Here is a 13549-nt window from a genome sequence, read left to right as displayed (position 1 = left end):
AAAATGGGGGGATGTCCCCCCATTTTGACCGAGGTTGGGTAACCTCTACAATTTGACTAGTTTCCTTTTTAGATAACTGTTATTTATTTAGCATTTGATTTATGGTCGTTTCAATTTTCTTTAAACCATCTTCAACGGAAACTTTATCAGCAGCAATTAATTGGAAGTTATCATTAATTGTCTTCTTTAAGAAATCCGTATCAATGATCCCAATGAACATTCCATAAGGCAGGACATCAATGGAAGCTTTCATTTTCGGCAAGGCCTTCAAAAATTCTGGATCCTGAGCAGCTTCTTTGTTCGCTGGAACCGTAAACGTTGTAATATTAAAATACTTTGCATTTTCTTTTTCTGTCATATACTTAATGAATTTCCATGCTTCTTCTTGATGTTTACTACTTTTTGCAACGATTTCCCCCCAGCCGGATTCTGCTGCAAAATACGGTGGATTTTCTGTAAAGGATGGCATCGGAATATAATCCAGCTTCTCAAACTGATAATTTTCCTTCCCTTCCGCAATAGACCAAGGTCCTCTAATGACCATTGCTGCCTTATTCTTGAAAAATAGATCTGAAGTATCCAATTTCCCTCCAAAATCTCGTAAGTTTGTTACCTTATAATCAGTTACGAATTTTTTAAGTTCGTCCATAGCTTTCACCGCTTCTGGTGTTGAAAAATTAACTTGATTATCTTTCGTCCAATATTCCCCCTTTTGTTGAAGAATGAGGGACAAAAACGTAAATGTGATATTGTCGTAGTTAACAAAGTCAAAACCTTTTACTTGGATTTTTCCGTTTTGGGTTACTGTAAGTTTTTGAGCATCAGTTATTAGCTCATCCCAAGTTTTTGGATAATCCAGCCCAGCATTTTTAAACATGTCGGGATTTGCTAATACACCGCCATTTTCGATATTATACTCCTGTGGAATTCCATAAGGGACCTCATCATGAGTATATGCACCTAAAGCAGGCTCATAAAAACCTGACTTTACCCAATCTTTCATCTCATCGGGTACAGGAGAAAGCAAATCATTCTTCGTATATTCCGGCACCCAGCTGCCAAATACTTGAGCCATATCAGGTGGATTCTTTGATGCATAAGCTGCTTTTAATTTTTGAACAAAAGCATCATATGGGTAGATTTGCAGATTTATTTTTACATTTGGATTTGCTGCTTCGTAATCCTTTATAAATTTTTTATTTGCCTTAACAAAAGTTGGACCATCATGGCTCCACCATGTCAAGTTTACTTTACCGTCACTGGATCCGCTTGTTGATTCGCTGTTACTGCATGCAGATAATGTAAGTAAAAGCATTAAGAATACAACCCAAATTACTTTCAAGTTTTTCACTGAATTCCCCTCTTTCCCGTTTTAATTGTTTGAATTCCCACCGTTTGATTCTTTACCTTAAATCACCTATAAACTCACGTTCGGCTTCGAATAATTCTTCAAACATTTCCTTGATTTCTGCCAACGAACAAACTGCAGATGTAAGAGGGTCAATTGTCAGGGCATAAAGGGCCTTTTCCTTGTCATTTTCCAGTACGGCCTGCACGGCTAATTCAAAAAATGCCATATTACTCCGGCACAGTGCAGCCAGATGTTCAGGGAGTTTTCCAAAGTGACAAGGCTGTATGCCATTACGATCCACTAGACATGCGACTTCAACAACTCCATAAGACGGCAGGTTTTCAATGAGCCCTTTATTCGGGACATTCCCATAGATTACCTGCGGGGTATTTTTTATCATCCCCTCAATTATCGTCGCTGCATATTCATGACTGGATTCCAGTTTGATTTCGCTTTCTCCTGACAATATCTTTAAAATATCCTCATCACTTTCTTTTCTCCATGTCGGCCAGTTATTGGCATAAAACCCTGTCGCACCGTTATATCCTGTACTGCAATGTTTATCTATTAAGTCCTGACGTTTTCGATAATAAGGAATATATTCGGAAAAATGTCCACTGGATTCCGATACAAAGCTACCCAGATATTTCATAGCATCCAACCTCACGGGATCTTTTGCTAAAAGTGCAGGATTATTGGCTATCCTTTCTTTTAGGACTGGATACATATCTTCACCCTTGTGATTTAGCTCCAGAAACCATGACATATGGTTGATGCCTGCTGCTGTCCATTTTAATTCCTCATATGGGACTTCCAAATAACTTGCAAGTTGCCTTGAAGTATTTTGTATCGAATGGCATAGACCCACTACCGGGATATCTGTCAGTCGGGTGGTCGCTAGGGTTACGGCAGACATTGGGTTCGTGTAATTTAAGATTGTCGTTTCCGGACATAATTCGTTGATATCAGCGACGATATCTCTCCATGCCGGCAAAGTCCGCAGGGTTTTAAAAAGTCCGCCAGGCCCCATTGTATCGCCAATACATTGATTTACCCCATATTTAAGCGGTATTTCATACTCATGTTTAACTGTCGATAATCCGGCAACCTCAATTTGATTTATAACGAAGTTGGATCCTGGCAAAACTTCTCTCCTATTGATTGAAGAAGTGACGCTCCAGTCTTTTCCAGTAAGCGCTATAACCTTTTCTACCAGACGATGAGCAATTTCCAGACGTTTTTCATCAATATCTACTAAACCGATTACACCCTTATCCAAGCCTTCAATATTTAATATATCAATCACAATATTGTGGGTAAAAAAGCTGCCAGCTCCAATTATAGTTACTTTTGTCATTGTGTATTATCCTCTCCACTTTTTTTATGTCATTTTTATCCTAATGGGTAAATTCACTATTCATAATGCCGCAAAAAGAAATCCACTCTTCCTATTAGCTGCTTGTAATACCTTTTTCTCCTCCTTCCTATGTAATGATGTTATAACCAGTTGATTGGAAGGGCTTACAAAAAATAATATCCCATTCCTTTGTTTTAAGAATTACTACGGTGAGTTCCCATTCTCTATAATTGATTCAATTACAGTAATGATGTCATTACCAGTCAACTCAAGTATATCATCTATTTATTTGAGTTTTCAAAATTATCATTCGACATTTTTCTACAATAACCGCCTATTTTCTGCCTTACTAAAGAAAGGGGACAAGAAGCCTCGTCCCATTCTATTTTATTTAACTTTATCAAACCAAGAGCTTGCTGATTCTTTCAATACTCCGTTCAGTTCTTCAATATTCTTTTTGCCAGTATCTTGTAACCAGGTACGTCCTGCTTGCTCGCCATCTGTAGCAAATGGTGCCACACCGTCTTTCCAAGTTGCCCGGCCGCATAATACACCATTAAAGGTTGAACCAGATTCCTTGGCAAACTTTAATGTTTCTTGGAATAATTCTGCACTTACTCCCGCACTTAAGAAGATAAATGGCAGCTCAGTTGCTTCACTTTGCTCTTTAAAATAAGCAGCAGCTTCTTCCTTACTATAGGCTGTTTCACCCTCTGTGTAACCTTCGACAAAGTTCATATCTACTGGCACTTCTACTTTCAATACGTCCACATTGTACTGGGGCTTAGAGAATTCTCTCATTGCCTCAATAACTTTATGCGGTTTCACTTTGGCATATGATTTACTTTTGACATTATCATTTTCAGCATCGTATGATACAATTTCTAAGAAAAACGGAATGTCTTCTGCCACACACTCAGACCCAACCCGTTCCATATAGACGTGTTTATAATCATTAATCTTTTTATCTTCATCCGCATCATAATACAGTAAGAATTTAACGGCATCTGCGCCGGCTTCCTTCAACCGTTTAACAGACCACTCCGGCAACAAATCAGGCAAACGCCCCACGGCAGTTGCATCATAGCCGGTTTTTTCATAAGCCACCAATAATCCCGCATCTCTGCTGCGGACTTTCGCAGCCGGCAGTCCATATTCTGGATCTAATAGAATAGCAGTCGAAAATGGTGTTAACTCTTCCGAAACCAATTCTTTAAAGCGGATAATGCCTTCATCTCCGACATGACTCGCACTTCCTGCCGCAATCATTTTCTTTAATGAGCCTCGCTGATCAATGGCTAATGCTCCAATTACTCCATTTTCATCGGATAAACGTTTTAAAGCTGCTAGTTTATTTTTGGTTAGTTCTATCACTGACAAACACCCCTATTAATCTATTTTTGTAACCTCTACCAAATCAAAGAATTGGCTGAATTTTGCTAAATCTATATAACCTGTTCCAGCCTCCATAGTATTGAGCATTCCCGTTGTCATGGCTGTTTTCAGTACGGTTTCAACTGACTGATTTCGACTGAGAGCAACGGCTAATCCAGCAACAGTAGCATCACCGGAACCGACAGGATTGACGACATTTATTTTTGGAATCGTGACTCGATAATGATCGCCCCTATGCTTGATAAAGGCACCATCACCACCCATTGAGACGACAACCCATTCAATTCCCTGAAATAAGTCATTGGCTAAAGCTTCTTGCAAACTGCCTATCTGATTTTCGACTTCAATACCAAGCAACTGAGACAATTCCGCTGTATTCGGTTTGATGGCAATTGGTTTTTCCTCATGGATCAAAACCTGTCTTAATGATTCCCCTGATGAATCAACTATTACAGGAATTCCCTTTTCCTGACTTATTTCTAACATTTGCTGATAAAAATTCATTTGCAGGCCTTTTGGCAAACTGCCTGATATCGTCACAAGTGAAACGTTCGCTAGCAGACTCTCATATTTCTCTAAAAAGGCTGCCCCTTCATCCGCCGTTAATGTCGGCCCAGATTCTAAAATCTCCGTTTGCTTGCCGTCATGAAGAATGGCGATACAGTTTCTTGATTCTCGATCGATTCTCAGGAAGCCATTGTGAATGTGACTTTTATTTAATTCCTGGCTGATGTATTCACCCGTCGTGCCACCAAGTACACCTGTCGCCAAGACCTCTTCTTCCATTTGCGCGACCACACGTGCAACATTCAAGCCTTTTCCACCGGCGGTTTTACGAACAGTTTCCACACGGTTAACATCATCTAGTTTGAATTCATGAATCGGATAGGAAATATCTACGGATGGATTCATCGTGACAGCTAAAATCATCGCACTCCCTCTTTCTACATGAAGTTTTATGCTTGATAACGACAAACACACCATCAAGATAAGTTGCTGTTAATTCCAGCGCTGGCGTCAGCACAATAAAATCTGCTGCATACCACTTAGCAATCATTCCGCATTCGCCATCCACCTGTAAACACAGAAAAGGTAGAGATTCCTTTCCTCTGTTTACTTGTATTCGTGGATAGTTACGCCTTTTACGATCCGATTGACCGTTCCACTTGGTGAAGGAGTATCCGGTGTATTTCCGACTTTAATGGAAGCTAACAGGGAAATCGTTTGTCCAACCATGACAAACGGCAGTGCCAAATAGGCATCCGGTATGGCTTGGGTTTCGCTGTTGAATAAGAACGTATCACCATCATAATTCTTTTCCCCTTCCACTTCGATTGCACAAATGTAGTTGGCGATGTTATCCAGTTGTAATTCTTTTAATATATCTAAATCGTATTGACGAGTATAAGGGTGATTGGAAACAAAAACAAAAACCAATGCCTTTTCATTGACAAATGATTTAGGACCATGTCTGAAACCCAACGATGAATCAAAGGCAGTGACAACTTTACCTGCGGTTAACTCCAATACCTTTAATTGTGCTTCTCTCGTCAAGCCTTCTAAACTTCCTGAGCCAAGATAAATGATGCGCTCAAAATCAAGATCAATAATGGTTTGAATCGCATCTTCTCTGCCAATGACACTTTCACCCATTCGGCGTATCGTTTTGACAATCGTCGATTTTTCTTTAACGGACAACGGATCAAAAACGAGTAAGGCCGTTAGTGTCATGCATGTGTAGCTTCCGGTCATCGCAAATCCTTGATCATTTGCCTTTTCAGGCATCAACAACAAGAGATTATTTTCATCCCCTTTGGCTCGCTTGGCTAATTCACCATCTTTTGCACAGGTAATCGTTAGCTGATAAAAGTCGGTAACTATTTGTTCAGCGATTTCTACGGCCGCGACACTTTCGGGGCTATTTCCACTTCGAGCAAATGAAACCAACAATGTCGGAAAATCTACTTTTAAAAATTGATAAGAGTTCGACACCAACGTGGTGGTTGGAACACTGATCAATTCCCATTGGTTTTCATCGACTTTTTCTTTTAGATATGGTGTGACCGTTTCGCCGACATAGGCAGACGTCCCAGCACCTGTAAAAATGACACGCACCCGATCATGTTTCTCCGATAATTTTTGGAAAAATGCTTGAATCTCTCCGCTTTTCTCCATATACAGGGAATTAGTTTCATCCCATAAATCTGGTTGTTGCTTTATTTCCTCTGTTGTAATCGCTGCACCTAAAGACACAAGTTTTTCTTGATTGAATGTAAACATATCCCTCACCCTTCTCTTTTAGATTCTCTTGAATACACGTAATCCAGCACAAACAACACCGTAATCACACCAATCTATAGTAAACCTAACATTTTTAACCCGTAGAATATTCCATCTTCGTCAACTGATTTTGTGATAAATTTGGCTGCCTTTTTTGTCAAGGGGTGTGCATTCCCCATTGCGACGCTATTTGGAACAAATGAAAGCATTTCAATGTCATTTAACCCATCACCAAAGGCATACATCTGATCCAGCGAATAACCTAAATGCACCATGACTTTCTCGATTCCCTTTGCCTTTGATCCTCCAGCTGGATCGACATCAACGGATAAAGGATGCCAGCGGACAAATTTAAAATCTTTAAATGCTTGCTCGTATTGCACCTCTTCCTGGTCTTGAATGAATAACATTGATTGGAAAATATCTCTTTCTTTATGAAAGTCAGGATCAGGGCTTGATTCGAGCGTTAAAGCCAAAGAATTCAGTCCTTCTGTGATAAATTCATGATGTAAAACATTCGCTTTCATATCATATTGATCCATATAAATAATCGGGTGGTTATTCTTTTCAGCCATCTGTGTAAGCAACTTTAATGCTTCCCTATTTAATGGATTCGTATAGACGACCTCATCTTTTACGACTACATACTGGCCATTGAAACTGACATATGTATGAATGTCCAGCTCTTTTCGCAGTTCTTCAAACATGTAAGGGGCACGGCCTGTTGCAATGGCCACTTCATGCCCATTTTCTATTAACTGAAAAATGGCTGCCTTCGTCGTTTTTGGAAGATCTTGTTTATCGTCTATTAGAGTCCCGTCAATATCAAAAAAGAGCATGCTATTTTTTATTACAATCACCCCATTGTTATGTATCCTATGGTAAAAGATGCTAGAATATTGTAATCCTAGCTTGATGGATCAGATTTCCGGATTGGCTTCCTTATCTACATAAACGAAGCAGTTTTCATGTAGGTTCAAACAAGAAACAGGGTATTTTTCATCAACCGACCCTTTTAAAAGGGCTGCCATGGCTTCCTTCTTTAAAGGTCCATTCGCAATGACAACCACCGTTTTGGATTCCAATACTTGCTTTAAGCCAATGGTGATTCCCTTTTCTAATTTCTTTGCCTCGCTGAAATATTTTTGACCCACTTTTTTTGTTGTTGCTTCAAGCTCTATAACATGAGAGTTCAGATTTAAGCTCACATTGGGTTCGTTTAGACCTAGATGACCGTTGACTCCCACGCCGAGAAGCAACACATCAATTCCGCCATGTTCCTGGATATAGCGGTCAGTTTCGTCACATTCTTTTTCGAGATCGTCCACTTGTGCTTTAAAGAAGTGAATTCGATCTTTAGAAATGTTCAATGGTTCGAAAAAGAATTCATTAACATAACGATAGCAGCTTCCTTCATCTTCCCATGAAAGTCCAACGAACTCATCTAATCCAACAATATAACAATTAGAAAAATCAACTTCATTCCTTTTTGCTGCTTCTGCCAAATAGTTCAATGTCCCTGTAGGTGTACTTCCCGCTGCTAAACACAGCAGGGAATCAGGTTTTTTCTTCACTTGTTCAATAATCGTTTCTGCAGCAAGCTTAGACAATCCTTCATAATCACTTGCCACAGCATAATGGAATGTCAATTTATTTTGTTCCATATTTTTATCTCCTTTTTAGGAAAATTACTTTTATCATGGTTATGTTGTCATAACCAGATAAAATAAAAACTATATTAAATCCACAAGGATTTAATATAGTTGATTATTTAATTCAGCCGTATAGAAGAATTGATCTCCCCTAGCTACACTTTCCGTATACTCGACATAGTTACCTTGATAAATGCCATAACGCTTAATCTTCATGCAAGCTGTATCAGGTTTGATTTTCAGCAATTTCGCTTCATCCTCTTGGATATTTCCAGCATAAAACTGCTCAATTGCCTTTTCGACTTTCACCGAATAATTTCCCTCAAAGACTTGATACATCGATTTTTCTTCAAGTTGCTCCCGAGTAAGACCTGGAAAGAACCTAACAGGCAGATAAGAGATTTCATAGAGTAACGGCATCCCGTTTGCCAGCCTGAGCCGGGCTACCTTAAATACCTCTTCTGTTCCTTGAAAATGAAGGGCAAGCCTTACTCTTTCATTCGGCTGGATACATTCAAATGAAAGCACTTTGGTTTCCGGATGTTTATCGCTGCGTTTCATTTCTTCCGCAAAACTCCAAACCGTCAGTAGCTTCTGTCCATGTTTTTTGGGTGCAACGTACGTTCCTTTTCCGTGCCTCTTATAAATATAACCATCATTCTCCAACTCTTGAAAGGTTTGCCTGACGGTTATGCGACTGACATCAAATTGCTCACATAATTCTCGTTCAGAAGGAAGCTTATCATGTTCACCGTACTTTCCCTCTTCAATCATTTTCAAGATGCTATCCATCAGCTGTATATAAAGAGGAAGAGGACTCTGTTTATCTATTGGTTCCATAATTGTACCCTTCCCGAGAAATTATACGCCTAAATACCATTTTCGAATGAATCTGCGTTATGAACTGGCTGAACTTCTCTTATTTTTTCAAATTTCACTGTATACTTTTTACTCGAATCCACTAAAGAATTGGCAAGATCAACCAAGGACATCGTTTCCTTTTGAAAGACTGCTTCTAATATAGACCCGAGGTTACAACCTGCCACTACCTCGATCCGGTCATTTTCATTCGCTAATGTTGCAGCATTTTTATAGGGTGTTCCGCCTAAAATATCGCAAATAAATAACAATTCATCATTACTGAATGATTGGATTATTTCTTCCATTTGCCCCTTTAATCCAGCCTCCGTCATTTCAGCAGGAAAATCAATGAACAGGAAATCCTGATTCGGGCCTGCCAATAATTCTAAAGAACTTTTAAGTCCGTTAGCATATTGACCATGACCAGTAACAATAAGCTTTTTCAATTATAACACTCCCAATGCTGACATTAGGATAGCAAAAATAAACGTTACAGCAATTAACAGAACTGGACTAGCCTTCTTTTTCTTGAGGAAGTAAAACATTAGCAAGGTAAATCCTAATGGTAAAATGCTAGGGAAAATTTTATCAAAGAAATCTGCTTGTAGATTAACCGAGTGATCTTTGTTAATTTTCACCGTTGATAAGACTTCAATATGCACATAGGCTGCGATTAATCCGCCAATAACGGTACTACCAAGAATAGTTGCCGATTTGGAGATGGCTTGGGAACTGGTTTTTATTTTTTCAACCGCACTCGTTCCAAGGTCATAACCCATGTGTGTCCAGACAACTCGAAGAGCAAACACTCCGATATATACGGCCAAGAAAATTAGCGGTCCGATAAGACTGCCTTGAATGGCAAAGGAAGCGGATATACCGGCAACAATCGGTAGAAGCGTGAACCAGAAGATGGCATCTCCAATCCCTGCAAGCGGTGCAAATAAGGCTACTTTTAACCCTTTAATTAAATTTCTATCCTCTTTGTTTTCTTCCAAAGAAAGAAGCAATCCCATGAGGAAACCAACAAGGTTTGGATGTGTATTGATAAATTCCATGTTATCTTCCATAGACTCAGATAACTTTTTATCGTCATCCTTGTGGATCTTTTTTAAAAATGGAAGCATGGACCAAGTCCAACCGCCTGCTTGCATCCGTTCATAGTTGAAACTCGACTGCAAAAGTGTGCTGCGAAATGCAAGTTTAGTAATATCCTTTTTTGATAATACGCGTTTAGATTCCGTCACTATAATCCTCTCCTTCGGAAGATGTTGAAGGTGCTGCAGGTGCTAAAGTTTTATTCTTTTGATTATTAAAATACTCGTACATAGCAAAGGCAGCACCAATTACTGCTACTGGTAAAAGGTTTGAGTATGGAATGAAAGATGCAAAGACAAATCCAACAATTAAGAATGGAATAAGTTCTTTTTTCATCATTACACGTAATAATAATGCAAAACCGACTGCAGGTAAGATTCCACCTGCGACTCCAAAGCCATGTGTTAACCATTCAGGCATGGATTCAACCAAATGTCTCATTGGCGATTGAGCTACATATGCACAAAGGAAAACAACAATACCGTTTGTTGCTGCAACAATGGCAAGCATTAAAATATTTAATCTTGAGAAAGCTTTAATGTTTGCTTCTTTGGCATACTTGTCTGCTTTAACCATAAATACTGAGAAAGATGAATAATAGAATAATAAAATATATTGCATTAAAAAGCTGAATGGCAACGCCAATCCGATTGCTGTTTTTTCATCAACGCCGGCTGTATATGCTAAAACCGGTGTCATGATCCCTGCTAACACTGGGTTAGGAGGTTGTGTTCCACCTGCAGGTGTTAACCCGGCAAATGCCAACTCAGTTAATCCGCCACAGACAAGCCCTAACGTTACATCACCTAAAATAATACCGGTTAGAGTTGAAACAATAATTGGTCTAAAAATGAAGAGTCCTTCCAGCCATGCATCTAAACCGACAATAATGGCTAATACAACAAGCAATATTCCCTGGATCAACGTGATGTCGTGCATGTTCTTACCCCCTACTTAATAGTTTCTTTGTTGTCACCCGGCACATCCTGGATAAAAACGTTTACATTTTTCGAAGCAATATATTTTAATGTTTCGAGATCTTTATCATCTACATAAACCTTCTTGCTTAATTGCCTTTTCCCTTGGGTAAAATGCATATTCCCTACGTTGACATCTTTTAGTGGAACTCCGCCGTCAAGTAATCTTTTAACTTCTTCTGGTGTCCGACAAATGATAAAGATTTTCTGACGTGGTGCTGCCTTACTAATAATATTTATCGTATGCTCTACAGTGAAAAAGCGAATACCTGCTCCTGATGACTCAGCCGTAATTGCCATTAATTGTTGTTGAAGGGGATCCTTTGCTAAATTATCATCCGCAACAATTAATAAATTTGCTCCTAATGTAGTCGTCCATGTTACCCCAACTTGTCCGTGGACTAAGCGGTTATCAATCCGAGTTAATAGAATATTAGGTTCTGCCATAACGATATTGCCTCCTTATTGTTAGTTATTTGTAAATTGAAAGGATTAGCAACCCTACCTCCTTCTATACATTTATTTTCCCCCGTGGTCATGTTGTCATAACCACTATTCAAAAGCCTGTAAACTGATTATGTTGTCATAACCAGTTTCTATACTTTTGATTATATTCCTTTGCGATGTTTTTGTAAACGCTTTTTTCAGACTTTTTTATACAACTTATTAATGTGCTTCCAGACTAGTTTATAACTCGATGTATAAGGCACAAATTTACAAACCCAATGCACACATTAATCGACCGTTTGGTCATGCGGATGGTTGGGTTTTATGTCTTTTGGACAGACTTGTGACCCAAATCCCAAGTTTATCACTTGTAACTCTGCTCACCTTATTTTTAAGATTCCAGATGAATAAGTATTCCCGTTTTATCATCATGCTGCTTAAAACGAGGGTACTCATAGCAGGAAGGATCGTTTTCCTCTATTTCTAAAATGGTATTTTCTAAGTGGGCTAATCCATGTTCAAAGGCCAGTCTTGCAGAGTACAACCACTCATTTTCCAATTTCCTATTACGATGCGAGTGGATTTTCAGACCATCTGTCAAAAGTAGTATTTTTCGGACATTAACTAGCGGAATGGTGCCTGCTGCAAGAAAATCGCCCGCTTCCTGACTTCCATCAATGATTCCATAACCTTTCGAAGTATTTAGTTTACACCTATTATCCTGGAGGATGGGGTTTACTTTTTCTCTGATGCTTTGTAAGGTTTGGCTTATTTTTAGACTTTCCCATTTATTAGGATCCTCATTGACTAATAAGTAGTCTTTCCATTGCTCCTTTGCCAAAACCAATCCTTTTTGATCAAAATAATCGATATCATCATAATTGACCTGGTGAATGTGCCCGTTTTGATATTGAACAAAAAGTAAACAATCAGCGGCAGTCACATAATTCATTTTTATCACATCATGGGGTGATGAAGCCGATAATTCGATAGCCGCCATGGCACAACAGCTTCTTCGCTGTTTCTCTATATCGCAAATTGATTTTATCTTTGGATTTTGTAAGGCTTTAACGACTTCTTCTGCCAGAATAGAATTCCCCTTTAAAACCCTTTGAAAAATGGTACCTTTCTCCTCTTGCAAAGCATTACTAATGATCCCTGAAGCAATTGAACCCGAAAGTCCTCCTAAACCAGTCGCTCCATCAATTACTGCAAAAATCGCCTGTTTTTGATTTACAACATATGTATCTTCATTTATTTCACTACTTCCTTTTCTGTAAATGAATTCTGTTGTAGAAATCATCCAATAGACCCTCCTGTCCTACTAACTAAAAATCCTACAGTCAATACCCAGCCAGTACTATTCTATTACCTAAAAACCTATCAATCTTCGATAAATTTTGAGCGGTAACACCGGTTCTAGGAAATATCCCTGGTTACATTATAATGTGGAACAATCCTCTGAAACAAGATTTTTTGGGGTGTGACAGGCACTAGAATTCGTAATTCTCTGAAAAGGGGGAATTGTCTTAAAAATGCCAGAGAGGAAATGTATATAGGAATTGGGTTAGGAAGATTGAAAAATGAGAAAAAATCCACTCAAGAGAAACTTGCTGAAGTGAGTAAACTAAATACTCGCTACACCCAAGACCTCAAGACGGTTTCCTTCCTTCATTTTCTGGAGAAAGAAAATAGGAGATTACTCCTGAAAATAGCGCAGCTCCTATTGCAATGATTACGGGTAATGATATTATCGCTTTCATTTAATTAATTGCCTGATTCCGAAAAAATATTTACTGTATCTTGTGACTCTTATCTGGCATTAGACAGACAAAGATGACGACGATAGCCACAGCCCTTCCACCATAACAAGTTGTCTGCGAATAATAAAAGAGAACAGGAGCACCTGATTTGAAAAAATACAGATGCTCCTTGTTTTCAATCTTCGACAAGCCTCAGGTGGTGACCGGAATTAGAACTGCCTCAAAAATAACCTTTTTTAAAAAGGAACTTCGGCTGGCTGCTGAAATGGAATTTATGCCATATCCAGTATGGTGACTATTTGCTAAGTTTTCCTCTAGTAAACTTAGTTCGTGGCAAAATGGTGATATCTCACAGAGGAGTTCTTTTG

The 13549-nt window shown here is 38.9% G+C and carries 13 protein-coding genes; all 13 read right to left on the bottom strand.

From position 1 onward, the window contains the following. Window positions 1-79: 79 nt before the first annotated feature. The gene (locus tag BANVL01_RS22540) at window positions 80-1351 is read right to left on the bottom strand and encodes an ABC transporter substrate-binding protein (RefSeq protein WP_066093221.1); all 1272 of its coding nucleotides are present in this window, start codon (window positions 1349-1351) and stop codon (window positions 80-82) included. A gap of 52 nt (window positions 1352-1403) precedes the next feature. Next, window positions 1404-2708 (bottom strand): alpha-galactosidase, encoded by a 1305-nt coding sequence (gene melA / locus BANVL01_RS22535; protein WP_066093226.1) that lies wholly within the window; start codon window positions 2706-2708, stop codon window positions 1404-1406. A gap of 387 nt (window positions 2709-3095) precedes the next feature. Continuing rightward, the gene (gene lacD / locus BANVL01_RS22530) at window positions 3096-4082 is read right to left on the bottom strand and encodes a tagatose-bisphosphate aldolase (protein ID WP_066093230.1); all 987 of its coding nucleotides are present in this window, start codon (window positions 4080-4082) and stop codon (window positions 3096-3098) included. A 15-nt stretch (window positions 4083-4097) separates the two neighbouring features. Next, window positions 4098-5033 carry a tagatose-6-phosphate kinase gene (gene lacC, locus BANVL01_RS22525; RefSeq protein ID WP_066093233.1) on the bottom strand — a complete coding sequence of 312 codons (936 nt, stop codon included), beginning with the start codon at window positions 5031-5033 and terminating at the stop codon, window positions 4098-4100. A 183-nt stretch (window positions 5034-5216) separates the two neighbouring features. Next, a complete protein-coding gene (locus BANVL01_RS22520; protein WP_066093237.1) occupies window positions 5217-6383 on the bottom strand; it encodes an AgaS family sugar isomerase in 1167 nt (388 codons plus the stop codon). Window positions 6384-6457: 74 nt separating this feature from the next. Then, a complete protein-coding gene (locus BANVL01_RS22515) occupies window positions 6458-7222 on the bottom strand; it encodes a Cof-type HAD-IIB family hydrolase (RefSeq protein WP_066093240.1) in 765 nt (254 codons plus the stop codon). Between the two features lie 81 nt (window positions 7223-7303). Further along, the gene (locus tag BANVL01_RS22510; RefSeq protein WP_066093243.1) at window positions 7304-8047 is read right to left on the bottom strand and encodes a glucosamine-6-phosphate deaminase; all 744 of its coding nucleotides are present in this window, start codon (window positions 8045-8047) and stop codon (window positions 7304-7306) included. 90 nt (window positions 8048-8137) lie between these two features. Then, window positions 8138-8875, bottom strand: coding sequence for a GntR family transcriptional regulator (locus BANVL01_RS22505; protein ID WP_066093246.1), 738 nt, complete (start codon window positions 8873-8875; stop codon window positions 8138-8140). Window positions 8876-8904: 29 nt separating this feature from the next. Next, window positions 8905-9342 (bottom strand): PTS sugar transporter subunit IIA, encoded by a 438-nt coding sequence (locus BANVL01_RS22500; RefSeq protein WP_066093252.1) that lies wholly within the window; start codon window positions 9340-9342, stop codon window positions 8905-8907. Next, window positions 9343-10143, bottom strand: coding sequence for a PTS galactosamine transporter subunit IID (gene agaD / locus BANVL01_RS22495; RefSeq protein ID WP_082805103.1), 801 nt, complete (start codon window positions 10141-10143; stop codon window positions 9343-9345). Continuing rightward, window positions 10130-10933 (bottom strand): PTS galactosamine transporter subunit IIC, encoded by an 804-nt coding sequence (gene agaC, locus BANVL01_RS22490; RefSeq protein ID WP_066093259.1) that lies wholly within the window; start codon window positions 10931-10933, stop codon window positions 10130-10132. The genes agaD and agaC overlap by 14 nt, the downstream gene beginning before the upstream one ends. Before the next feature lie 11 nt (window positions 10934-10944). Then, window positions 10945-11418 (bottom strand): PTS galactosamine transporter subunit IIB, encoded by a 474-nt coding sequence (agaB, locus tag BANVL01_RS22485; protein ID WP_066093262.1) that lies wholly within the window; start codon window positions 11416-11418, stop codon window positions 10945-10947. A gap of 391 nt (window positions 11419-11809) precedes the next feature. Next, window positions 11810-12721 carry a hypothetical protein gene (locus BANVL01_RS22480; protein ID WP_066093265.1) on the bottom strand — a complete coding sequence of 304 codons (912 nt, stop codon included), beginning with the start codon at window positions 12719-12721 and terminating at the stop codon, window positions 11810-11812. Window positions 12722-13549 lie beyond the last annotated feature (828 nt).

Source organism: Neobacillus novalis NBRC 102450 (genome assembly GCF_001591805.1).
In the GTDB taxonomy this organism is placed as follows: domain Bacteria; phylum Bacillota; class Bacilli; order Bacillales; family Cytobacillaceae; genus Neobacillus; species Neobacillus novalis.
Note: the sequence above shows the minus strand (reverse complement) of the source record. Positions and strands in the feature narration are given on the sequence as shown.

Bases quoted from the DNA above. Each gene is read 5' to 3' on its own strand.
- lacC (WP_066093233.1), bottom strand. From the start codon at position 5,033: ATGATTTTAGCTGTCACGATGAATCCATCCGTAGATATTTCCTATCCG.
- melA (WP_066093226.1), bottom strand. From the start codon at position 2,708: ATGACAAAAGTAACTATAATTGGAGCTGGCAGCTTTTTTACCCACAAT.
- BANVL01_RS22480 (WP_066093265.1), bottom strand. From the start codon at position 12,721: ATGATTTCTACAACAGAATTCATTTACAGAAAAGGAAGTAGTGAAATA.
- BANVL01_RS22510 (WP_066093243.1), bottom strand. From the start codon at position 8,047: ATGGAACAAAATAAATTGACATTCCATTATGCTGTGGCAAGTGATTAT.
- agaC (WP_066093259.1), bottom strand. From the start codon at position 10,933: ATGCACGACATCACGTTGATCCAGGGAATATTGCTTGTTGTATTAGCC.
- BANVL01_RS22515 (WP_066093240.1), bottom strand. From the start codon at position 7,222: ATGCTCTTTTTTGATATTGACGGGACTCTAATAGACGATAAACAAGAT.
- BANVL01_RS22505 (WP_066093246.1), bottom strand. From the start codon at position 8,875: ATGGAACCAATAGATAAACAGAGTCCTCTTCCTCTTTATATACAGCTG.
- BANVL01_RS22520 (WP_066093237.1), bottom strand. From the start codon at position 6,383: ATGTTTACATTCAATCAAGAAAAACTTGTGTCTTTAGGTGCAGCGATT.
- agaB (WP_066093262.1), bottom strand. From the start codon at position 11,418: ATGGCAGAACCTAATATTCTATTAACTCGGATTGATAACCGCTTAGTC.